Source organism: Chryseobacterium nepalense (assembly GCF_023195755.1).
Taxonomy (GTDB): domain Bacteria; phylum Bacteroidota; class Bacteroidia; order Flavobacteriales; family Weeksellaceae; genus Chryseobacterium; species Chryseobacterium nepalense.
In genome coordinates this window covers 3,205,994-3,229,039 of sequence record NZ_CP096203.1, presented here as the reverse complement: position 1 = coordinate 3,229,039, position 23,046 = coordinate 3,205,994, and the positions used below count along the sequence as shown (strand labels likewise).

18 protein-coding genes are annotated in these 23,046 nt (G+C 37.9%); 14 read left to right on the top strand and 4 right to left on the bottom strand.

Annotated features, from left to right (window positions below; genetic code table 11):
* Window positions 1-27: 27 nt before the first annotated feature.
* The 13 genes from nuoD (at window position 28) to M0D58_RS14440 (ending at window position 15,247) form a co-directional block, all read left to right on the top strand.
* Window positions 28-1,251 (top strand): NADH dehydrogenase (quinone) subunit D, encoded by a 1,224-nt coding sequence (gene nuoD, locus M0D58_RS14500; protein WP_066440999.1) that lies wholly within the window; start codon window positions 28-30, stop codon window positions 1,249-1,251.
* Between the two features lie 121 nt (window positions 1,252-1,372).
* Entirely contained in the window at window positions 1,373-1,882 is a 510-nt protein-coding gene (locus tag M0D58_RS14495; protein WP_248390911.1) for an NADH-quinone oxidoreductase subunit NuoE family protein, read from the top strand.
* 68 nt (window positions 1,883-1,950) lie between these two features.
* On the top strand, window positions 1,951-3,303 hold the full coding sequence (nuoF, locus tag M0D58_RS14490; RefSeq protein WP_248390908.1) for an NADH-quinone oxidoreductase subunit NuoF: 1,353 nt from the start codon (window positions 1,951-1,953) through the stop codon (window positions 3,301-3,303).
* A gap of 25 nt (window positions 3,304-3,328) precedes the next feature.
* Complete coding sequence (locus M0D58_RS14485) at window positions 3,329-4,153, top strand: hypothetical protein (RefSeq protein ID WP_428037163.1); 825 nt, start codon at window positions 3,329-3,331, stop codon at window positions 4,151-4,153.
* A gap of 42 nt (window positions 4,154-4,195) precedes the next feature.
* Window positions 4,196-5,194: an NADH-quinone oxidoreductase subunit G gene (locus M0D58_RS14480; RefSeq protein WP_248390905.1), complete on the top strand. Its 999-nt coding sequence runs from the start codon at window positions 4,196-4,198 to the stop codon at window positions 5,192-5,194.
* A 178-nt stretch (window positions 5,195-5,372) separates the two neighbouring features.
* On the top strand, window positions 5,373-6,437 hold the full coding sequence (gene nuoH, locus M0D58_RS14475; protein ID WP_248390902.1) for an NADH-quinone oxidoreductase subunit NuoH: 1,065 nt from the start codon (window positions 5,373-5,375) through the stop codon (window positions 6,435-6,437).
* A gap of 160 nt (window positions 6,438-6,597) precedes the next feature.
* Entirely contained in the window at window positions 6,598-7,155 is a 558-nt protein-coding gene (locus tag M0D58_RS14470) for a NuoI/complex I 23 kDa subunit family protein (protein WP_062160095.1), read from the top strand.
* Window positions 7,155-7,652: an NADH-quinone oxidoreductase subunit J family protein gene (locus M0D58_RS14465; RefSeq protein WP_029298759.1), complete on the top strand. Its 498-nt coding sequence runs from the start codon at window positions 7,155-7,157 to the stop codon at window positions 7,650-7,652. The genes M0D58_RS14470 and M0D58_RS14465 overlap by 1 nt, the downstream gene beginning before the upstream one ends.
* A 3-nt stretch (window positions 7,653-7,655) precedes the next feature.
* Window positions 7,656-7,985, top strand: a complete 330-nt coding sequence (gene nuoK / locus M0D58_RS14460) for an NADH-quinone oxidoreductase subunit NuoK (protein ID WP_029298757.1) — start codon at window positions 7,656-7,658, stop codon at window positions 7,983-7,985.
* 2 nt (window positions 7,986-7,987) lie between these two features.
* Window positions 7,988-9,901 (top strand): NADH-quinone oxidoreductase subunit L, encoded by a 1,914-nt coding sequence (nuoL, locus tag M0D58_RS14455; RefSeq protein ID WP_248390899.1) that lies wholly within the window; start codon window positions 7,988-7,990, stop codon window positions 9,899-9,901.
* 2 nt (window positions 9,902-9,903) lie between these two features.
* Window positions 9,904-11,397: a complex I subunit 4 family protein gene (locus tag M0D58_RS14450; RefSeq protein WP_248390896.1), complete on the top strand. Its 1,494-nt coding sequence runs from the start codon at window positions 9,904-9,906 to the stop codon at window positions 11,395-11,397.
* A 101-nt stretch (window positions 11,398-11,498) separates the two neighbouring features.
* A complete protein-coding gene (locus M0D58_RS14445) occupies window positions 11,499-12,884 on the top strand; it encodes an NADH-quinone oxidoreductase subunit N (RefSeq protein ID WP_248390893.1) in 1,386 nt (461 codons plus the stop codon).
* Window positions 12,885-12,946: 62 nt separating this feature from the next.
* Window positions 12,947-15,247, top strand: a complete 2,301-nt coding sequence (locus M0D58_RS14440) for a GAF domain-containing protein (RefSeq protein WP_248390891.1) — start codon at window positions 12,947-12,949, stop codon at window positions 15,245-15,247.
* A 47-nt stretch (window positions 15,248-15,294) separates the two neighbouring features.
* Here M0D58_RS14440 and M0D58_RS14435 read toward each other — a convergent pair whose 3' ends face one another.
* Window positions 15,295-16,473 (bottom strand): Pycsar system effector family protein, encoded by a 1,179-nt coding sequence (locus tag M0D58_RS14435; RefSeq protein WP_248390889.1) that lies wholly within the window; start codon window positions 16,471-16,473, stop codon window positions 15,295-15,297.
* Between the two features lie 38 nt (window positions 16,474-16,511).
* On the opposite strand from M0D58_RS14435, the gene M0D58_RS14430 reads away from it, so the two are divergent.
* The gene (locus tag M0D58_RS14430; RefSeq protein WP_345892702.1) at window positions 16,512-20,216 is read left to right on the top strand and encodes a metallophosphoesterase; all 3,705 of its coding nucleotides are present in this window, start codon (window positions 16,512-16,514) and stop codon (window positions 20,214-20,216) included.
* Between the two features lie 61 nt (window positions 20,217-20,277).
* Here M0D58_RS14430 and M0D58_RS14425 read toward each other — a convergent pair whose 3' ends face one another.
* From M0D58_RS14425 to M0D58_RS14415, 3 genes are read right to left on the bottom strand one after another with little or no spacing between them, the layout of a single operon-like run.
* The gene (locus M0D58_RS14425; protein WP_248390885.1) at window positions 20,278-21,054 is read right to left on the bottom strand and encodes a hypothetical protein; all 777 of its coding nucleotides are present in this window, start codon (window positions 21,052-21,054) and stop codon (window positions 20,278-20,280) included.
* 40 nt (window positions 21,055-21,094) lie between these two features.
* On the bottom strand, window positions 21,095-21,964 hold the full coding sequence (locus tag M0D58_RS14420; protein WP_248390883.1) for a hypothetical protein: 870 nt from the start codon (window positions 21,962-21,964) through the stop codon (window positions 21,095-21,097).
* Between the two features lie 2 nt (window positions 21,965-21,966).
* Window positions 21,967-23,046 carry an FUSC family protein gene (locus tag M0D58_RS14415; RefSeq protein ID WP_248390881.1) on the bottom strand — a complete coding sequence of 360 codons (1,080 nt, stop codon included), beginning with the start codon at window positions 23,044-23,046 and terminating at the stop codon, window positions 21,967-21,969.

The following is a 23,046-nucleotide window of genomic DNA, read 5'->3' as shown; positions in this document are numbered from 1 at the left end:
TCACCTATCAATTATCAATTATATATTATGAAAGATAACTCATTATCCAATATACTCAACCAATACGAAAGCAAAGAGCAGATTGACGGGCAATTGTACACCCTCAATTTAGGTCCTACGCACCCTGCGACACACGGGATTTTCCAGAACATCCTTACTATGGATGGAGAAAGGATTCTTCACGCAGAACAAACCGTTGGATACATCCACCGAGCATTTGAGAAAATTTCCGAAAGAAGAAACTATTCTCAGATCACAACTCTTACCGACCGTATGAACTACTGTTCAGCTCCGATCAATAATTTAGGTTGGCACATGACCGTAGAAAAACTGATTGGCGTTGAGGTTCCAAAGCGTGTAGATTATATGCGTGTTATTTTAATGGAATTGGCAAGAATCGGAGATCACCTGATCTGTAATGGTGTAACGGGAATGGATTCGGGAGCAATCACAGGTCTTACCTATATGTTCATCGAAAGAGAGAGAATCTATGATATGTATGAACAGATCTGCGGGGCAAGGATGACAACCAATATGGGAAGAATCGGAGGTTTTGAAAGAGATTTCACCCCTAAATTCCATGAGTTAATTAAGGATTTCCTTAAAACTTTTCCACCAAGATTCAAAGAATTCTGTACATTGTTAGAAAGAAACAGAATCTTTATGGACAGAACCATCGGAGCAGGAGCAATTTCTGCAGAGAGAGCTTTAAGCTATGGTTTCACAGGTCCAAATTTAAGGGCTACAGGCGTAGACTATGATGTAAGAGTTGCACAGCCTTATTCATCTTATCAGGATTTCGACTTCATTATCCCTGTGGGAACATCAGGAGACACTTACGACCGTTTTATGGTTCGTCAACAAGAGATCTGGGAATCCATTAAAATCATCAAACAAGCATACGAAAATCTTCCTGAAGGTCCGTTCCACGCCGATGTGCCTGATTTCTATCTTCCTGAAAAAGCTGATGTCTATCAGAAAATGGAAGCTTTAATCTACCATTTCAAAATTGTAATGGGAGAAACGGATGTCCCTAAAGGTGAAGTTTACCACGCTGTAGAAGGAGGAAACGGAGAATTAGGTTTCTATCTGGTAAGTGATGGTGGAAGAAGCCCTTACAGACTGCATTTCAGAAGACCATGCTTCATTTATTATCAGGCTTATCCTGAAATGATTACAGGCTCTGTAATTTCTGATGCGATTGTAACCATGTGTAGTATGAATATTATTGCGGGAGAATTAGATGCATAAATCAGAATTTAGAAAATAGATGAAAGATAAAAGACTTTCATCGCCCAATATAAAATTGAATTTAGAACACGAATCTCAGAGTCTTTCTCTTTTTTCTATGTTCTTTAATCTTAGATAAAATATGAGCGAAACAATAGCTTTTAAACCGGAAAGTTTAGTACAGGTACACAAAATGATCGCAAGATATCCAGAAGGAAGACAAAAATCTGCGCTTATTCCTGTACTGCATTTGGCACAGAAAGAATTCGGTGGGTGGTTAGACGTTCCAGTAATGGATTATGTTGCAGAATTATTGAGTATTAAACCAATTGAAGTATATGAAGTTGCAACTTTCTATACGATGTTCAATATGAAACCGGTTGGTAAATATGTTTTGGAAGTTTGCAGAACGGGACCCTGCATGGTGTCGGGAAGTGAAAAAATCCTTAATCACATCAGAACAAAACTGAATATTAAGGATGGAGAAACTACAGAAGACGGAATGTTCACATTAAAGCCTGCTGAATGTTTAGGTGCTTGTGGATATGCTCCGATGATGCAGCTTGGAAAATTCTTTCATGAAAATTTAACAATAGAAAAAGTAGACGAAATTCTTGACCTTTGCAGAGAAGGACAGGTTGATTTAGGCTAATTGAGTTAATTTTTAAATAATTATAAAAGCTAAAAGCCATAAGCCAATAGCTAAAAGCATAATAAAAAATGAGTAAAAAACTTTTACTTAAAGACGCACATATAGAAGGAATCCGCTACTTTGAAACCTACCGTAAACAGGGAGGCTACACAGCAGCTGAAAAAGCCTTGAAAATGACCCCGGACGAAATTCTGGAAGAAGTAAAAGCTTCAGGACTTCGTGGCCGTGGTGGAGCAGGATTTCCAACAGGAATGAAATGGAGCTTTTTGGCGAAACCGGAAGGTGTCCCTAGACACCTGGTAGTAAATGCCGATGAGTCTGAACCGGGAACATTCAAAGACAGATATCTGATGGAATTCCTTCCCCATGTATTGATTGAAGGAATGCTGATCTCATCGTATTGTTTGGGTTCTAATGTTTCTTACATCTACATCAGAGGAGAATATTCATGGATTCCTGATATTTTAGAGGAAGCCATTGAAGAAGCAAAAGCTGCCGGATTTTTAGGTAAAAATATTCTTGGAACGGGGTTCGATCTTGAAATCTATGTTCAGAGAGGTGCCGGAGCATATATCTGTGGTGAAGAAACTGCTTTGCTGGAATCTCTTGAAGGGAAAAGAGGAAATCCAAGACTGAAACCGCCATTCCCTGCTGTAAAAGGGCTTTGGGAAAGACCAACCGTAGTCAATAATGTTGAATCTATTGCTGCAATTGTTCCGATTATTGATATAACCGGAGCCGAATATGCTAAAATTGGTGTTGGCAGATCTACAGGTACAAAACTGATTTCAGCTTGTGGAAACATCAATAAGCCGGGAGTTTATGAAATCGACATGACCATTACCGTTGAAGAATTCATTTATTCAGATGAATATTGTGGAGGGATTAAAGATGGTAAAAAATTAAAAGCTTGTATTCCTGGAGGAAGCTCAGTTCCAATTGTTCCTGCCAATTTATTATTAAAAACCGTAAACGGAGAACCGAGATATATGAACTACGAATCTTTGGCAGATGGTGGTTTTGCTACCGGTACCATGATGGGTTCAGGAGGTTTCATCGTATTGGATGAAGACCAGTGTATCGTAGAACATACCATGACTTTAGCGAGATTTTATAATCACGAAAGTTGCGGACAATGTACACCATGCCGAGAGGGTACGGGATGGATGTATAAAATATTAAAGAAAATTGAAAATGGACAAGGCAAGATGGAAGACATCGACTTGCTTTGGGATATTCAGAGAAAAATAGAAGGTAACACAATCTGCCCATTGGGAGATGCGGCAGCATGGCCTGTAGCGGCGGCAATACGTCATTTCAGAGATGAATTTGAATGGCACGTGAAAAATCCTGAATTGTGTCTAACACAAAATTACGGATTGGCTCACTATGCGGATCCAATTCCGACGCCGACGGTTTAGGCCTGTTTTAAGACAATAAATTAGGGTGATAAAAAAGTGTGTATTACTGCTTGGGTTAGCAGTAACGCTGGGTGTGAAAGCCCAGGAAAATCATGTGGATCCATTTAAAAAAGGATCAGTAATGGTATTTTGGGGGTGGAACAATTCGGTATATTCAAAATCGGATATTCATTTTAAAGGAGATGGATATGATTTTCAACTGAATAATGTTGTTGCCCACGATAGACAAACGAAATTTGATTGGGGAGTGTATTTTAAACCTAACTCAATCACAATTCCGCAGGTGAACTATAGAATCACGTATTTTCTTAAAGATAATCTGGGGATTACGTTAGGAATGGATCATATGAAATATGTGATGGATCAGAATCAGTCAGTTGATTTTAAAGGATATATCAATAATCCTGAATATGCTGAACTGGTACATAACGGAAAAGTAGATTTAAGTGATGCCAAATTATTAACATTTGAACATACAGACGGTCTTAATTATATTAATATTGGTGCTCAGAAGTATCATAATGTTTTGAACAAAAAAAATATTGATCTTTTTCTGAGCTATGGTGCCGGAATCGGCGCCCTGCTGCCAAAATCGAATGTAAAGCTGATGGGAAATGAAAGAAGTGACAGATTTCATCTTGCAGGATTCGGTGCTGATATCAGAGGAGCGATAAGCCTGGTTGCCATAAGACACGTTGTCGTTCAGGTAGAAGGTAAATTGGGTTACATTAATATGCCGGATATTAAAACAACTCTGAATAATAAGCCGGATAAGGCTTCACAGGACTTTGTGTACGGAGAAGTAGATTTTGGTATTGGATATACATTTAATACAAAAAAGTATAATTAATAAAGCTTACTGCTCGAACAGTAAAAGCGAAAAGCATAGAATATGAGCGAAGAGGTTAAAAAATTTAAAATAACTATAGACGGACAAACTACCGAAGTGTTGCCCGGAACTTCCATCCTGGAAGCGGCAAGACAAATCGGCGGAAAATCTGTACCTCCTGCAATGTGCTACTACAGCAAATTGGAAACCAGTGGGGGAAGATGCAGAACCTGCCTTGTGGAAGTTTCTAAAGGGTCTGAAGCAGATCCGCGTCCTATGCCGAAATTGGTTGCAAGCTGCAGAACAAATGTAATGGATGGTATGGAAGTAAAAAACCTTACCTCGGAAAAGGCTCAGGAAGGAAGAAAAGCAGTTACCGAATTCTTGCTGGTAAATCACCCGCTGGATTGCCCTGTTTGTGATCAGGCAGGAGAATGCCACCTTCAGGATCTGGGTTATGAATACGGAAACCCTGAAACAAGAACTGAGTTTGAAAGAAATACCTATGATGCAGATGATCTTGGCCCACATATCAAACTGAATATGGACCGTTGCATCCTGTGCGCAAGATGTGTATTGGCTGCAAACCAGTTAACAGGTCAAAGAGAGCACGGAATTCTTTTCAGAGGAGATCACGCAGAAATTTCTACTTATTTAAATAAAGCATTAGACAATGATTTTATCGGAAACGTAATTGATGTTTGTCCGGTAGGAGCATTAACCGACAGAACAGCTCGTTTTGCCAGCAGAGTATGGTTCACAAAACCAATGAACGCTACCTGTAACTGCGAAAAATGTTCAGGAAAAGCTACCGTTTGGATGAAAGGTGATGAAATTATAAGAGTTACCGCAAGAAAGGATCAGTGGGGAGAAGTTGAAGAATTCATCTGTGATACCTGTCGTTTCGGGAGAAAAGAACTTTCTGACTGGAATATCGAAGGTCCGAGACACATCGACAGACACTCTGTTATTTCATTGAATCATTATGAAAAGCCTAAAGATGAGCTAAGAATTTTAGACAATCCAATGGCTAAAGAAATCAGTGAAAAAGACGAAAAATAAAAAAGTTGGATGCTTGAAGATGGAAGATGGAGGTTTGTAACCGTAAAATTTTTCACTTCTACGTTTAATTTTAATTTCGTTAAAAATAAAATAAATTGGTAATGTGATGAAGAGTTGATGCACAAAGTGATACACTTCCAGCTTCCAGCTCCCATCTTCAAAACATTTAAAATAAAAAATGGATTTACTTACATTTAAACTTATACTTGTACTGGCACTTTTCCTTCTTTCGCTTACGATTGCAGCCTATTCTACATGGGCGGAAAGAAAAGTTGCCGCCATTATGCAGGACAGAATCGGACCTAACAGAGCGGGACCATTCGGATTGCTGCAACCGCTTGCCGATGGTGGAAAGTTTTTCTTTAAAGAAGATTTTACCCCTGCCAATGCGGAAAAGTTTCTTTTCGTATTGGGGCCGGCTTTGGTAATGTTTATATCATTGATCACGGGAGCAGTTATTCCTTGGGGTAAAAGTTTAAATATTGCCGGTACTTCTTACGATCTACAGGTTGCCAACATCGATGTTGGTGTACTTTTCATCATTGGGATGGCTTCCATCGGTGTTTACGGAATCATGATCGGAGGCTGGGCTTCCAACAATAAATATTCATTATTAGGTGCCATCCGTGCATCTTCCCAGATGATCTCTTACGAACTGGCAATGGGATTAGCCTTACTTTCTATCATTATGATGACGGGAAGTTTAGATTTAAAGGAAATCACAGAAAGTCAGACCAACGGAAAATTATGGGGAGTTATTCCATGGGTTTCCGGACTAAACTGGAATATATTTTACCAGCCGGTTGCTTTCCTTGTTTTTATCGTGGCAGCTTTGGCAGAAACCAACAGACACCCTTTCGATTTACCGGAATGTGAATCTGAATTGGTAACAGGATATTCTACCGAATATTCATCCATGAAATTAGGATTGTATATGTTTGGTGAATATGTAAATATGTTTATATCAAACGCATTCATGGTGGTTCTTTTCTTCGGAGGGTATAACTATCCGGGAATAGAATGGGTAACTCAGAACTGGGGAGAAAATACAGCCGGAATTTTGAGTATAGTAGCATTTTTAATGAAAACGATCATCGGAATCTTGATCTTTATGTGGATCAGATGGACACTTCCGAGATTCAGATACGACCAGTTAATGCACTTAGGTTGGAAAACTTTAATTCCAATGGCATTGGTAAACCTGCTGATTACAGGAGCTGTAATTTTAGCATTTGGGAATTAATTAATTTGAAAATGAGTTAATTTGAGAATTTGAAATGGAATATTTTTCCTGCTTCATCTTCCAACAAGATATAAATTTGAAAATGAGCTGATGTGAAAATGTGATGATGTTAAACTTCCATCTCCCGGCTTCCATCTTCTAACATTTAATAATAAAAATAATGAAACTTACGAACAGATCAAAAGTTGTTTCCAATAAAGAAATGACCCTTGCTGAAAAAATCTACCTTCCTGCTATTTTTACGGGAATGGGGATTACTTTTAAGCATGCTGTAAGAACCGTGCTGAAAGGTGCACCTGCAGTATATTCTTATCCGGAAGTACAAAAGCCGAGAGCAGATATCTGGAGAGGTCAACACGTTTTAAAAAGAGACGAAGAAGGCCGGGAAAGATGTACCGCCTGCGGACTTTGTGCAGTAGCATGCCCTGCAGAGGCCATTACCATGACTTCAGCTGAAAGAACAAAAGAGGAAAAGCATCTTTACAGAGAAGAAAAATATGCATCGGTATATGAAATCAATATGCTGAGATGTATTTTCTGCGGTATGTGCGAAGAAGCCTGTCCGAAATCCGCAATCTATCTTACAGATCGTCTGGTAGACGTGGAGACCAACAGAGGTTCTTTCATTTACGGAAAAGATAAATTGGTTGAAAAAATAAACGAAAGGATTGATATCACAGAAAGACAATCCGAGAAACAAAAAAATGCGGTAAAATAATGGATCAGTTTTTATTTTTCTTGGTGGCGTTTTTAGCAGTCGCAAGTGCGGTATATTTCGTATTTGCGAGAAATCCTTTATATGCTATTTTGTCATTAATTGTTACGATGTTTTCTATTGCGGGCATGTACATCCTTCTGAATGCACAGTTCCTTGCGATTATTCAGATTATTGTTTACGCCGGAGCGATCATGGTATTATTCCTTTATATCCTGATGATGCTTAACCTTAATAAACAAGACGAAAGTAAGAAGAACAATACTTTAAAATTTGTTGGAGTTTTTACTGCAGGTCTTTTATTAATTGGAGTTTTAGGGGTATTCAGAGGAGTTCAGCAAAACCAGATTGCAGTTGAAAATGTAGATGGAAGCATCGGACTTACTAAAAATCTGGGAAGACTTTTGTTTAATGAATATGTTTTACCGTTTGAGCTTGCATCCATCCTTATTTTGGCAGGTATTGTAGGTGCGGTATTAATCGGTAAAAAAGATTTATAAATTATGGGAGAAGTAAATACATTTATACAAAGCATCCCTCTGAATTACTTCATCATTCTTTCTTCTGTGTTATTCAGTTTAGGAGTGTTGGGCGTATTGCTGAGAAAAAATGCTATTGTTATTTTGGGTTGTGTAGAGCTTATGCTCAATTCTGTTAATCTTTTGCTGGCTGCATTTTCAGCCTACAAAGGTAATGGAGACGGACAACTTTTAGTTTTCTTCATTATGGTGGTGGCTGCTGCGGAAGTGGCGGTAGGTTTGGCAATTATTGCTATGCTTTATAGAAATACCCGTTCTGTTGATGTAAGTATATTTAATAAATTAAGAGGATAAGAATGGAAAATTTAGTGTATGCAATAATACTTTTACCACTTTTAGGTTTTCTTATAAACGGTTTATTCGGGAAAAATCTTCCAAAAATTGTTGTTGGTAGTTTAGCTACAGCAATGGTTTTTGCATCTTTCTGCATCGCAGTTAGTATTTTCATGAATTTCGACTCAGAAAGCCAGCCTGTCATTGTAAAAGCTTTTGAATGGTTTAGAGTAAACGGAGTTCAGATTAATTTCGGATTCCAGATTGATCAGTTGTCGTTAATGATGGTCATGATCATCACGGGAATCGGATCTTTAATTCACCTCTACTCTATCGGATATATGAGCCATGATAAAGGTTTCTATAAGTTTTTCACGTATCTGAACCTGTTTATCTTCTCCATGTTACTTTTGGTAATGGGAAGCAACTACCTGATCCTCTTTATCGGATGGGAAGGCGTAGGATTATGTTCTTATTTACTTATTGGTTTCTGGTATACCAACGAAGAATATGGTAAAGCAGCGAGAAAAGCATTTATCATGAACAGAATTGGTGACCTTGCTTTATTGATCGGTATTTTCATGTTGGCTTCACAGACTAATGCTGTCGATTATCTTACCATCAGAGAGAACGCCGGAAAATTTGAATTAGATGGAAGTGTAATTATCTTTATTACGGCGAGTTTATTTATCGGTGCTACTGGTAAATCTGCTCAGGTTCCATTATATACCTGGTTACCGGATGCGATGGCGGGACCAACTCCTGTCTCTGCCCTAATTCACGCGGCAACGATGGTAACAGCAGGAATTTATCTTGTAGTAAGATCCAATTTCTTATTTACTTTGGCCCCAAGCGTTCAGGATGGAATTTTATTCATTGGATTCTTAACGGCAGCTTTAGCCGGATTCTATGCACTTCGTCAGAACGACATCAAAAAAGTACTGGCCTACTCCACCGTTTCACAGCTTGGATTTATGTTCATTGCTTTAGGGTTGGGAGCGTATACAACAGCCATGTTCCACGTAATGACACATGCTTTCTTCAAAGCATTATTGTTCCTGGGTGCGGGTTCTGTAATCCACGCGATGAGCAACGAGCAGGATATGCGTTTTATGGGAGGATTAAAGAAATATATTCCTCTTACCCACGCTACTTTCCTGATTGGAACATTGGCGATTTCAGGATTCCCTTTATTATCGGGGATGATTTCCAAAGACGAAATTCTAGTAGCTGCTTTTGCTAAAAACCCTGTTTACTGGGTGATTCTATTCATTTTGGCAGCAGTTACTGCAACCTATATGTTCAGACTGTATTATCTCACTTTCCACGGAGAGTTCAGAGGTACTGAAGAACAAAAACATCACTTACACGAAAGTCCAACCAATATGACCTTACCATTGATCGTACTGGCTATTCTTTCTGTTGTTGGTGGTTTAATAAACCTTCCTCACTTCATCGGCCACGGCCACTACGCAAAGCTGATGGAATGGCTGAAGCCTGTTCTTACTGAAGAAAGCTTTAATCAAATGGAAACAACGCTTTCAGCGGTTCCGTTTGGTACAGAAATGATACTTTTAGGAGCAACAGTATTGATGTTCTTCTGTGTATGGTTTTTTGTTAAAAACACTTATGTTAACAAGAAAAAACAGGCTCTTCCGGAAGAGCAGTACACAGGATGGGAAAAACTGTCTGCCAGAAAATTATATATTGACGAACTTTACAATGCATTGATTGTAAAAACTGTTGAAGGATTAGGACGCGGAGGAAAGATGTTTGACAATGGTATTCTTGATCGTTTTGTAGACTTTGTGGGGGATGGCGCTGAAGACAGCGGAAAAGCCATGAAGCGTGTACAGAACGGAAATGTAGAGAATTACATTCTGATTATGTCTTTGGCGGTGGGAATTATATTAATTGTTAACTTTTTATTACAATAATAATGTCTGAGTTGTTATTAACATTATTACTATTACCTCTGGTAGGTTCGGGATTAGTTTTTGCATGGAAAAACAATTCAAGCAAATATTTGGCACTGGGAATTGCATTAGTACAAATGCTGATCACTTTCTATATTGCGGCGGATTTTAATTACGCCCCAACGGTAGACAGTGTACTGCAGCACGAAATCAATTACCCATGGTCACAATTCATCAAGAGTTCTCTTCACTTCGGTATTGACGGGATGAGTCTTCTTCTTTTATTGCTGACCAATATTTTAGCGCCAATCATTATTTTATCTTCATTTAACGAAAATGTAAGCTACAGAAATACATTCTATGGTTTAATACTATTGATGCAATTCGGCTTAGTTGGGGTTTTCACTTCACTGGACGGATTATTGTTCTACATTTTCTGGGAAGTAACCTTGATTCCGATCTGGTTCATTGCCGGACTTTGGGGTCAGGAAAATAAAAGATTTGAGTTTACTACGAAATTCTTCGTCTATACATTTGTTGGATCATTATTTATGCTTGCAGGATTGATTTATGTGTACAATCATTCAGCATCATTTGCTCTGACGGATTTATATAATGCTCAATTAAACGAAACCCAACAGACCGTGGTATTCTGGTTTATCTTTTTTGCTTTTGCAGTAAAATTACCGGTATTTCCTTTCCATACATGGCAGCCCGACACGTATACCTATTCACCGACTCAGGGATCAATGCTTTTATCGGGAATTATGCTTAAAATGGCGATCTATGGAGTAATGCGTTATTTATTACCTATTACGCCGCTTCCGATTGCAGGAATCTCAGGGCAAATCGTTATTATTCTTGCTATTGTAGGAATTGTTCACGGAGCATTGATTGCAATTATTCAGACGGATATGAAGAGGATTATCGCATATTCTTCATTCTCTCACGTTGGATTAATGGTTGCAGGTATTTTCGCTTCGGCAGTCATTACATTAAGAGGAACTTTCAATATCGAAGGTGCGGAAGGAGCGTTGGTACAAACTTTTGCTCACGGTATCAACGTGGCCGGTTTGTTCTACTGTTGTGATATTTTATACAAAAGATTTAAATCAAGAGATATCAGGCAAATGGGCGGACTTGCAAAAGTAGCTCCTAAGTTTGCCGTATTATTCCTGATTATTATATTAGGTTCAATGGGCGTTCCATTAACTAACGGATTCATCGGAGAATTTATCCTTTTGAAATCAATATATGATTTTAACGGGTTGGCAGCAGTAATTGCCGGTCTTACCGTGATCCTTGCTGCAGTATATTTATTGAGATTTTATGGAAAAGCAATGTTTGGTCCTGGTGATGAGGCCGTTCTGAGCACAGCAAAAGATCTTTCTGCTGTAGAATTTTCGGTATTGGCAAGTTTAGCGGTTTTTGTGATTGTATTTGGTATTTTCCCGCAACCGATAATCGAAATGGTAAATAGTTCGCTGAAGTTTATCTATACGGCGATGGCCAGTTAAAAAATTAAAAGATTTAAAAATTAAAAAACTAGGAGATCGAAGAAGAATAAAGTGAAAGGGCAAAACTCTGAACTTTAAACTTCAAATCTCGAATATAAATTATGAGTGTTTTAATTATTGTTTTCCTAACGGCAGTTATTGCGTTATTTTCAGGAGTTTTTGAACAGGGGAAATTCGCAAGATACATTGGAATTTTGGGATTAATCATCGCATTATGGGTAAGTTTTATGCCGGAAGCTTCATTCTTCGGCCAGTACAGACACATGTACGACTATACCGCCAATACTGCGTTATTTACTAAAATATCAATCGTAACTACATTATTATTATTCTTTTTGGGAGGTTTTGCATTCAGCAATCACAGAACCCACCAGTCTGAATTATACGCTTTGATGCTTTTTGCATTATGTGGTGGAATTATCCTTTTCGGATTCCAGAATCTGGTAACATTGTTCCTGGGAGTTGAGATTCTCTCTATTCCATTGTACGTAATGGCAGGAGCAAACAAAACCGATTTAAGATCAAATGAGGCTTCTATTAAATATTTTCTAATGGGTGCATTTGCAACAGGTTTCCTTCTGTTCGGGATCGCATTTATTTATGGAAGTGCCGGAAGTTTCGATTTATATAAAATCCAGGATTTCGGAGTTTCAAACCCGAAAGATGTCATGTTTATTTTAGGAGTTCTATTAATTCTTTGTGCATTGGCATTCAAGGTAGCATTGGCACCGTTCCATATGTGGAGTCCTGATGTATATTACGGTTCGCCTTCATTGATCACGGCTTTCATGGCGAGTGTTGTAAAAATTTCAGGTTTTTTCGCGTTATTCAGACTAATGACTATCGGGTTTGGTGGCGTTACGGAAGAATGGATCAATATTTTTGGAGTATTCCTGATCATTACCTTGCTTTTGGCAAACGTTATGGGTCTTGCACAAACCAACGCGAAAAGAATGTTGGCGTATTCATCAGTTTCTCACGCAGGATATATCGGGTTGGTATTCTTCGGGATGACAAGCCTTTCCACTTATAATTTGGCGTTCTATTTATTTGCCTATGCATTGTCAACGGTAGGTGTTTTCATGTGTCTGATTTATGTTGAAAAATTAAAAAGAGAAACTTCTTTCGGAGCATTCAAAGGTTTGGCAAAAACAGAACCTTTATTGGCCACGGCCGCTGCAATCTCTATGCTTTCTATGGCCGGAATTCCTTTAACAGCTGGTTTCATGGGTAAATTTGCATTATTTTCCCAGGCGATGAATTCTGATCACGGTGTTTTCCTTGTATTGGTTGCCGTATTAGGATCCGCTTTATCCATTGCCTATTATCTGAGATTAATTATCTCTATGTTTTTCTTTAAGGAAAGTACATTCAAATCTTCAGAGAAAGTAACCTTAACGTATAATATTGTTGCCGTATTTGTAATCGCTTCAATCATTGTTCTAGGTGTTTTCCCTGATCTTTTTGCAAAACAGTTCGGACTGTAAAAGTCCTTATAAAAATATAAGACCACAACCTCAAAGTTGTGGTTTTTTTATAACTTTACTTCATGGCAAATCTTTATAAAAAAGACGCTCCATTTCAGGTTTACATATCTTTCAAAAAGTATTTGGATGTGCTGGAGCATATCCGCTACAACGACCGTCTTGAATATCGTGTGAACTATGCCAAATCGTTATTAGATAAAACCAAAAATTTCCGGGAGCTGAGAGACGGCTTTCAGGATGTATCACTGCTGGAAAAACATGAAGAACTGATCAAACTCCTGCTTTCTGATCTATTTCCCACAGGGCTTACTAATAATGAAATAAAAGCTGCCAGTATCCCACTTTCCAATATCACATTCAACTATACGGAAAGATTTAAAAATATTCTTAAAGACGCAGGAAAAGATTTTGAAATAGAGCTCCGGAATATTGATGATGACGAATTTTATGTATTTTGCTGCTGTCTTATTCTGCAGACTTATTACAAAAGAGACATCAAAAGTTCGCTTCCGTTTTACTATGACATCCCGAACAGACAGGGAATCATGAAACATTACAAAATTATTGTGAACGCGGATTTTGCAGAAGTATATCCTACTGAAGATGCAAAGATCCCTTCTGAGGAGGTCGTCGATATGCTGCTTGAAAACCTTGATGATTTTAAGCTGTGGAAAAGATACTTCCCTTCAGAATCTTGGGTATTGAAAGGTTTTACCATCATCTCTCTGGTTGACTGCACCTCTGAAGTAGCATTGTCCGACCTGAAATCAAGCATGATCAGTATCGATCCGGAAAACCTTGCACCGGATGAAAACCTCATCGAAATTTTCAAATCGTATTTTGATGTTTCCGAGTTAAATTTCGGACTGATGCTTTTTAATAAAAAAGATCAGAGGCTGGAAAAGCTTCCGATTTATGAAAATCTTTTTACCAATCATATTCTGGACTTCTGGATCAATACTTTTGATGAGGAAACCAGGAAAACCACTTTTACCAATTTAAATCACAATTCTAAACCCATTGTTGTTTCCAACATTGAAAATCTGGATGACGAAGTGAAATCCCTGCCTTCTTTCAGAATACTGAGAGACAACAAAATCAACAGTTTCATGGTGATTCCTATCGTAAAAGATAATGAATTATTGGCCATGATGGAATTTACTTCACCGATAATAAACAGTTTCAACGGATTAAAACTCAAAAAAATGGAGTTTTTTTCAGATATGATTTTGTTTTCCCTGAACCGATTCAGTTTTGAGAAGAATTATCAGATTGAAGCCATTATCCAGCGCGAATACACCAGTATCCACGATAGTGTGGTTTGGAAATTCAGAAATGAAGCCGAGAAATATTTCAACGCATCACTGGCAAAAAAAATATATACCTTAAAGCAGATTTCATTTAAAAATCTTACGCCGCTTTTTGGATTTTCCGATATTCGTTCATCATCTGAAAAACGTTTCAACTTAATGCTGGAAGATCTCAACCAGCAGATTGAATGTCTTCATGAAATCTTTTCATTAACCAATTCGGAGTCAGAAAAATATCTTCTGGCACTTGAGATTTTCGAGAATGAATTGAATAATGAAATTAAAGCAGACAGCGAACAACGTTTCCAGAGATTGTTAAGGGACGAAATTCACCCATATTTACAGGCTAAATTAGAAATCAAATCTTCCAGTGAAGTAAAGGCAAAAATTAAAGATTATTTTGCACAGATATCAAATCATAATGACCTTTTTTACAACAACAGAAAGAGCCTGGACGACTCAATAACATTGGTGAACAGGAAATTGGCAGACGTTTTGGATGAGGCACAAATAGAAGCCCAGCAGATTTTTCCTCATTATTATGAAAGGTTTAAATCGGACGGTGTAGAACATAATCTGTACATCGGCCGCAATATTGCGCCGGATCTGCATTACCATTCAAAAGTAGTTCATAAATTAAGATACTGGCAGCTGAAAACCATATGCAATATGGAACATGAGTTTCGGAATTTTAAACAAGATCTTCCTATTTGCCTGGACATTGCCTCACTGATCTTTGTCTACAATGAAAAAATTGATATCCGTTTCAGGATGGATGAAAAAAGATTTGATGTAGACGGAGCCTATAATTCTTACTATGAAATTATTAAAAAGCGTTTAGACAAAGCACATATAAAAGATTCTACAGACAGAATTACCTGCCCCGGAAAAATAACAATTGTATATTTTGGTATGGAAAACCAGAGAGAATATCTTGACTATGTTAATAAACTGCAGAAAAAAGGCGTTCTGAAAAATGATGTCGAGCTGCTTCGCGTGGAAGATCTGCAGGGAATTACAGGACTTCTTGCTCTGAGAGTTTCATTAGCTTAAAATAAAAACTCATCCAGACAGGATGAGTTTTTTTTTATTTGTATCTTTTAAAGACTTAAAAAAGCATATCCGAAAGACAAAACGGAAATCACGATTCCTGCCATAAAAATCTGGTAGGTAATGGATAAGAGCCTGTATTTCCGGTCCAGTACTTTTCCCAGGAAATATAAATCCTTTACCATAGAATCATAAATATAATCCCGGTCTTTAATGAGAATATTCATTGCACTCTGGTAATCATCGAACAGCATCCTGTTAAAATTCCCAAAGAACAGCAGGTTTACTTTTCTGTCGGCAACATCCTGCATGCTGAATTTCGCTTTTGTAACGTTTGGTTTTGTTGATAAAATGGCAAAAATAATGGTTAGTACCGCCGATAAAAGCAAAATAAAACTAGGAATAATCAGATGCGAATTTTTCGGGGTATCAAGCTTCGGAACCAATACCGAAAGACAAACCGAAATAATAATCGCATTTACGGAAAGAAGAATATTGGCCTTGCTGTCTGCAATATCGCTTAATCTCGTGTGATTGCTCAGCGTAACCCTGAAAAGTGTATCCACACTTCTATCCGGCTTCGGATCTTTATCTTTATCCTTGTCTTTTTTATTTTCGGAATTATCTTTTTTACCCTCCTCTTTCTCTAATTTTTTTTCGATTTTCTTAATATTTTTCTCTTTCAAAGGCTGCCACGCATTTTTTGCATAATCGGTATAAAACTGATGCTTGTTTTTCAGCATATCCAGGTTACCGGCATTCCACTCGTCATTAGAAAAACATCTTACATTGGTAAGCTCCCACTCTTTTCGCAGTGCATCAGAAATATCATTGTAATCGTGGCTTGCAAAATGGCTGCAGTCCGCATCCTTTACAATTTTCTCCAGAAGATTTTGGGGGACATACGTAATTTTTGTCGCCAAAATTAACTGTACAATATCATTGATATCATTTTCGGGATAATTTTCTTTCTGAAGGAAGCTTTTTGCGATCTCGGCTCCGTTTTCTTCATGGTCTTTGGCACATTCTATGTATCCTGTATCATGAAACCAAAGTGCAAGCAATACCTTTTCCTGATCTTTTTCAGAAACAGGCGTGTTTTTCAGGATCTCTTCAGCCTTATTTACCGTAAATGTTGTATGTATAAAATTATGATAAAAATATACCGAAGATAGCTTATCTTTGAATAAGGTTTCAACATAATCTTTGGCTTTTTGTAAAATGTCCATCACCGAAATTTTGTTAATGTAAATTTATGAATTTATACTTGAAAACTCATCTAAAAAATACTTCTCTTGCTCTTAGATTCGTATTGTCCGCCGGAGTTTTGTATTCCTGCGCAACATATAACGTAAAAAAGGGTAAAAACTTATCTGAAGTCAGCAATTCTGATGTAAAATCCGAAAATGACTTTACCCTATTTCTTGTAGGAGATGCAGGCAATGCAGATGAGCCTCAGTCACAGCAAACTTTACAATTACTGAAAAACCGGCTGGAATCTGCAGGAAGCAACTCGATGCTCCTATTTCTGGGCGATAATATTTATCCGCACGGAATGCCGAAAGAGTCTGATAAAGATTATCCGCAAGCCAAAAAGAAACTGGAAGATCAGCTAGCCATTGTAAAGAACTTTAAAGGTAAAACACTGGTTATTCCCGGAAATCACGACTGGTACAGCGGACTTGACGGGTTAAAAGCTCAGGAAGATTTCGTAAAAAATTATTTGAACGATAAAAAAGCTTTTCTTCCTAAAAATTCCTGTCCTATTGATGATATCAGCCTCACAAAAGATATCAAATTAATTGTGATTGATTCGGAATGGGCATTGCTAAACTGGGACAAGCATCCGGGAATCAACAAAAACTGCGACATCAAAACCCGTGAAGATCTTTTCACCGAATTTAAAGATTTAATTAATAAAAATCAGGATAAAAGAATTATTGTTGCGCTTCATCATCCTATTATCAGCAGCGGAACACATGCAGGATTTACCTCTGCAAAATCCCACCTTTTCCCTTTAAAAAGCAAAATTCCGGCTCCGGGCGTTGCAAGTCTCATTAATGTTGTAAGAAGTTCTTCGGGAGCGAGCCCTGAAGACATTACAAACAAGCATTACGCAGATCTGGCCAACCGAATTAAAAGTATTGTCCAGGAAAAGGAAAATATTATTTTTGTTTCGGGACACGATCATAATCTTCAATATCACGAATTAAGAAATATCAGACAGATTATCAGCGGCGCGGGCTCCAAAGTTGATCCCGCTACCATCAGGGAGAAAACTGATTTTTCTTACGGAGGAAGCGGTTTTGCCATACTGAATATCAGAAAAGATAAAAGTTCGGACGTAGAATATTTTTCTACAAAAGATAATTCTTTAGAACAACTCTCGCATATTCAGGTCACTGAAAAGCCTGCGGATTTCATAAACAATTACCCAGATTCTTTTCCTTCAACAGTAACATCAACCATTTATCCTAAAAAATTAACAGAAAAAAGAAAATTTTACAGGTGGCTTTGGGGAGAGCATTACCGAAAATATTACAGAATGCCCGTTGAAGCTCCTACAGCGAACATTTCAACGCTGGATGGCGGCTATACACCTTTCAGGGAGGGCGGCGGAAATCAATCGAACAGCCTCCGGCTGAGAGCGCAGGACGGACAGGAATTCGTAATGAGAGGTGTTAAAAAAAGTGCCGTCCGTTTTCTCAACAATATGGCATTTCGGAAAAGCACTTTCGGAAATGAGCTGAATAATACTTTCCCGGACAGATTTCTTTTGGATTTTTATACTACCAATCATCCTTTTACACCTTTTGCGGTGGGAAATATGGCGGACAAGATTGATCTTTATCACAGCAATCCCAGATTATTTTATATCCCGAAACAAAAAGCTCTGGGAGAATACAATATCAACTACGGAGATGAAATGTACATGATTGAAGAGCGGTTTTCTGCAGATCCTAAAACCCTTGCTTCTCTGGATAATGCAAAGGATATTGTTTCAACAGATGATGTTCTGAAAAATTTTAATAAAAACTACAAATATTCCGTAGACCAGGAACTGTATATCAGGGCCAGGCTTTTTGATATGCTGATTGGTGACTGGGACAGACATTCCGACCAGTGGAAATGGGCCGAATATCAGCAAGGTGACAAAGTACTTTACAAACCCATTCCGCGGGACAGGGACCAGGCATTCAGTAAGTATGACGGAAATGCTTTCAAAATTATTATGAATATTCCGGCGATCCGCCACATGAAAACGTTTAAAGATGACATCAAGAGCGTAAAATGGCTTTCTATGGAACCCTACCCTCTTGATCTTGTTTTTCTGAAAGGCGCTACTGAAGAACAATGGATTGCCCAGGCAAAATACATCCAGGAGCATCTTACGGATCAGGATATTGACAATGCATTCAGCAACCTTCCGAAGGAAGTGCAGGACGAAACCATTGCAGATATACAAAGAAAGCTGAAATTGAGAAAAACGAAACTGGAAACCTATGCTTCACAATACTACAATGTGCTGCAGAAAAAAGTTCCATTGGCAGGAACGGTAAATCCTGATAAATTCGTTATTACTAAAACCGGAAACTCAGTTAACGTTAAACAATATAAATTAGATAAAAAGAAAGAAAATCCTGAACTGGTTTTTGAAAAGACCTATGATGATTCCAAAACCAAAGAGCTATGGATCTACGGACTTGAAGATGATGATATTTACGAAGTTTCAGGAGAAGGAAGACCTAAAATGAACATCAGGCTGATCGGAGGGTATAACCACGACACCTATACTATTGCCGACGGGAAGAAGGTTAAAATTTATGATTTTAAATCACAAAACAATACCTACAACACAAATGGTGCTTCAAAAAATATTTCAGACGATTACGACATTAATACCTACAATTACAAACATCCGAAATACAACTTTATTGCAGGCTATCCGAATGCCAATTTCAATCCGGATGATGGGGTAATTTTAGGATTTGTTGCCAACTATACGGTAAATAATTTTATCCGTGATCCTTTTACCCAGAAACACAGCTTGAGAGCTAATGTTTATACAGCTACGGGAGGGTTTAATCTAGGATATAAAGGGATTTTCAAAAAAGTGGTCGGAAATTGGGACGCCGGTATTGATGCATTGTATACCACTCCGTTTTTTGCAAGAACATTCTTCGGTCTGGGTAACGAAACGCAATATGACAAGGAAGCCGTAGAGAGAGACTACAACCGGGTAAGAATTTCACAATTTAAATTTGCACCATCTTTATCAACAACAAGCTGGCGCGGTATAAAAAACCAGTTTCAGCTGAGTTTTGAGCATGCTAAAGTGCAGCAGACTGACGACCGTTTTGTAGCGGTTTCCCCGGATGTAAATCCTGAAGTTTTTGATGGGCAGCAGTTTGCAGGAGCCAATTATACATTCAGTTTCAAAAATGTAGATAATAATGCATTTCCGACTTTAGGAATGGAATTCCTCTTAAACGCAGGCTGGAAAGCAAACATCTCAGAATTTGACCAAAATTTTGCAACGTTCCAGGGAACACTGAATGTTTTCCACAGAATCGATAAAAGAGGGCGTTTCGTATTTGCCAATTCCACGAATGCGATGATCATCAACAATAATAATTTTGAATTTTATCAGGCCGCGGCAATTGGTGGTAATAACGCGATGCGTGCTTACAGAAATGAGCGGTTTGCAGGAAAATCGTATCTTGTGAATAATGCCGAAGTGCGATGGGATTTTGGCCGTGTTAAAAACAACATTGTGCCTGTTAATATGGGAATTTTGGTAGGCTATGATCTTGGAAGAGTATGGATAGACCGTGAATCTTCTGACAAATGGCACCAAGGCGTGGGCGCAGGGTTCTGGATGAATATTCTGGAAATGTTCTCTGCCCGCATCGACTATTTCACCGGTGAAGACGGCGGACGAATTTCAGGAGGTGTAGGATTGGTCTTTTAAAATATTGATTAAAGAAACTGTATTATAACAAAACCGCAGAGGATATCTGCGGTTTTCTGTTTTATTGCCATGTCAGGATTACCTGCCCGTCCGAATCATAAAAATAGGTCCAATCTGAATGACCACTTCCGGGAGGAAACTGTGGATTCTGAAGGTCCTGAACAGTATAATCGACCGTTCGATAATTGTTTTTTGATAGACTTTTTTCGTAAAAATTATCATTGCATAAATACAATTTTTTAAAAGGATTTTTTGCAGTATCGAAATTTGAATAAAAAGTTGTTGTAAGTTTAGAATCTATGCCTCCGGATTTTTCTAATTTTTCACTTTTAATTAAATTTTGGTTTGAGTCAAAGAGATATGTTGTAAAATATTCCCAGGTATATTGCTTTTCATATACAACAATCTTGTCTGTTTGGTAAGAATAGTTTTTTTCAGAAAATAAGACATCTATACCATTATACAAATACCTGCTTTTAAGCTTTCCATTTTCCATAGTACAAACTTCTTTTACCGCCCCATTGGCCTCTACTTCAGAATGCTGAATAGATACCTTATCATTATTGTAAGAAAACAAACAATATGGATCTGTCATAAAAGTGGTAATGCCCGGAGTTGGTGACATAATTTTACCGGAAGCCTTTTTCAGAAGACCATTTTCATATGAAAATTTGTAAGTAAGACGCGGGTCAATTGAAGAATAGCTTTTAGGAAATGAAGCTATAAAAGCGGAAATTTTTTCTGGCTGTAATTCCTGATCAACAATTGCTGTACTCTCATCATTATCACACGAAGAAAATATTCCTGCAATACATAAAATATAAAAAAATTTTTTCATAGTTATTTTTCAGCCGCAAAAATACAATTTCCGGCACAACTCAGAAAGAAAACTTATACACATTACCTCCCTCTTTTCCGTCCTTTTCATCGGCAATGAGCAAAGTTCTATCATCAAGATATACAACAGCTTCTTTCTGAGAATTGTGGTTTAACGGAGTTTTCTGAATAACCGCTGTTTCAAAATTTTTATCAAAAAGAGATGAAAGTACATAAACATTTTTATGAGTAAGCAGTACAACCTGGTTTCTGCTGTTAATAGCTGCTGAAGTAATCGCCGCATCGCTGTATCCTCCCTGCAGTTTTAGTGTTGCAATTAATTTCGCTTCAAAATCACCGGCTTTATTAGGAACCTGAAAAACAAGAAAAGTCCCGTCGAAACCTTTGCTTCTGTTTTTGGTAAAGAGGTAAAAGTAGCCGTCCTTCTCTACAAAAGCTTCACAGTCATAGAGCCAATGAGATTTCTTTGGTGGAAACGCAGTCTGCCCTTCATAATGATAGGTTGTCGTCTGAGTAACATTTGTGGATTTTTGGGAAGCATCTTTCAAATCAACTTTTAAAATGGATAAATTGCGCCTGTCATTGTTGTTATTTCCAAAATCACCGATGTAAATATTTCCCTGAGCATCTGTGGTTATATCTTCCCAATCGTGGTTTTCCGCATTTTCTACCAGAACATCAGCGACCTGTTTTCCCTGTCTGTCCAGTCCGTAAATCACGTTTTTATTTCCCTGATCTTCAATCGCCCAGATTGTTTTTTTATCTTTTGATAAAGTAATTCCGGAAACTTCCTTGAGCTTTTTAGGCAAAGAAAACTCAACGGTAAGTGCCTCTCCGGACTTCTGGGAGTCCTGAGCTTTCGGATTGCAGCTGAGTAAAAGGAATGCTGATAAAACAAGAACGCGCAACATATCTATTTTTTTAATTTTTTAAACTGAAAATAAGAGAACCTGATATTTTTCTCTAAATTATTAATAATCTGCTGATGATGGAGAAAAAATCCTGCTGCCAGACCAATCAGGCTGCCAATGACTGTATCAATAAGCCTTGCCTGCATCAATGTTTCCACATGATGATGCGTTTCGCTTGCTGTTTCTGCCAGAAGAATCGTTAAGGGTGTAATGAAAATTACCGCAAATCCATAATTTCTGACAATTAATAATTCAATAATAAACTGTAAAATCGTGATAATGATAATCATCACGATCTTTTCCGGATTGAATAAAAGGATAATCCAAGCCAGCCCGATCCCGATAAAAGTTCCTAAAATCCTGTGCATATTCCTTTGTCTTACATGCTCAAAATTTCTTCCTTGGATGATCGCAACTGCTGCAATGGAAATCCAATAAGTATTGTTAAAATGTAAAAGATGCCCGATGATTAATGTCAGCGCCATGAAGAAGCCAATGATGGCACTTTCTACAAATTTGGTATATCTTCTTTTGTTGAATGTTCTTCTCGGGACGGCAACCACTTTGCTTTTTTCAATAAAAACCGAATACAGGAAGGCGAATGAGCAGGATAATATCGCTCCCATCGCAACAAGTCCCACACGTGCCGGAATGAGTTCCGGATCAAATCTATACGTACTGGCCATTGCGGCAACCATAATAAAGAAAAAATTTCCCGGCGGCGGAATTTTATAATACGAAGATATAAAATGGGCTAAAAAAGAAATTATTCCCAACGACAAAGCTCCTGCATACGCATTAAACCCGAAAAATGAGCTTACCGAAAATGAAAAGACAATTCCAAAAGCGCATACCGCGAGATGGATCATTCTCTGCGTGATTGGTGCTGAAGTAAAGTATAAAATCGTAAGTGCTCCCAAACTGGAAAGCGCGCCATAGTTAGGTTTCTCTGAAAAATAACCGATAAATAAACAGCTGCCGATGCAGAGTGCTGCCAGAAAGGGAAAATGCCATTTCCGTTCGGTCTGTTTAAATTCCAGTAAATACTGAAACCGGTGATGTATCGGGTTCTGTACTTTCAT

Bases quoted from the DNA above. Each gene is read 5' to 3' on its own strand.
- nuoD (WP_066440999.1), top strand. From the start codon at position 28: ATGAAAGATAACTCATTATCCAATATACTCAACCAATACGAAAGCAAA.
- M0D58_RS14495 (WP_248390911.1), top strand. From the start codon at position 1,373: ATGAGCGAAACAATAGCTTTTAAACCGGAAAGTTTAGTACAGGTACAC.
- nuoF (WP_248390908.1), top strand. From the start codon at position 1,951: ATGAGTAAAAAACTTTTACTTAAAGACGCACATATAGAAGGAATCCGC.
- M0D58_RS14480 (WP_248390905.1), top strand. From the start codon at position 4,196: ATGAGCGAAGAGGTTAAAAAATTTAAAATAACTATAGACGGACAAACT.
- nuoH (WP_248390902.1), top strand. From the start codon at position 5,373: ATGGATTTACTTACATTTAAACTTATACTTGTACTGGCACTTTTCCTT.
- M0D58_RS14470 (WP_062160095.1), top strand. From the start codon at position 6,598: ATGAAACTTACGAACAGATCAAAAGTTGTTTCCAATAAAGAAATGACC.
- M0D58_RS14465 (WP_029298759.1), top strand. From the start codon at position 7,155: ATGGATCAGTTTTTATTTTTCTTGGTGGCGTTTTTAGCAGTCGCAAGT.
- nuoK (WP_029298757.1), top strand. From the start codon at position 7,656: ATGGGAGAAGTAAATACATTTATACAAAGCATCCCTCTGAATTACTTC.
- nuoL (WP_248390899.1), top strand. From the start codon at position 7,988: ATGGAAAATTTAGTGTATGCAATAATACTTTTACCACTTTTAGGTTTT.
- M0D58_RS14450 (WP_248390896.1), top strand. From the start codon at position 9,904: ATGTCTGAGTTGTTATTAACATTATTACTATTACCTCTGGTAGGTTCG.
- M0D58_RS14445 (WP_248390893.1), top strand. From the start codon at position 11,499: ATGAGTGTTTTAATTATTGTTTTCCTAACGGCAGTTATTGCGTTATTT.
- M0D58_RS14440 (WP_248390891.1), top strand. From the start codon at position 12,947: ATGGCAAATCTTTATAAAAAAGACGCTCCATTTCAGGTTTACATATCT.
- M0D58_RS14435 (WP_248390889.1), bottom strand. From the start codon at position 16,473: ATGGACATTTTACAAAAAGCCAAAGATTATGTTGAAACCTTATTCAAA.
- M0D58_RS14425 (WP_248390885.1), bottom strand. From the start codon at position 21,054: ATGAAAAAATTTTTTTATATTTTATGTATTGCAGGAATATTTTCTTCG.
- M0D58_RS14420 (WP_248390883.1), bottom strand. From the start codon at position 21,964: ATGTTGCGCGTTCTTGTTTTATCAGCATTCCTTTTACTCAGCTGCAAT.
- M0D58_RS14415 (WP_248390881.1), bottom strand. From the start codon at position 23,046: ATGAAAGTACAGAACCCGATACATCACCGGTTTCAGTATTTACTGGAA.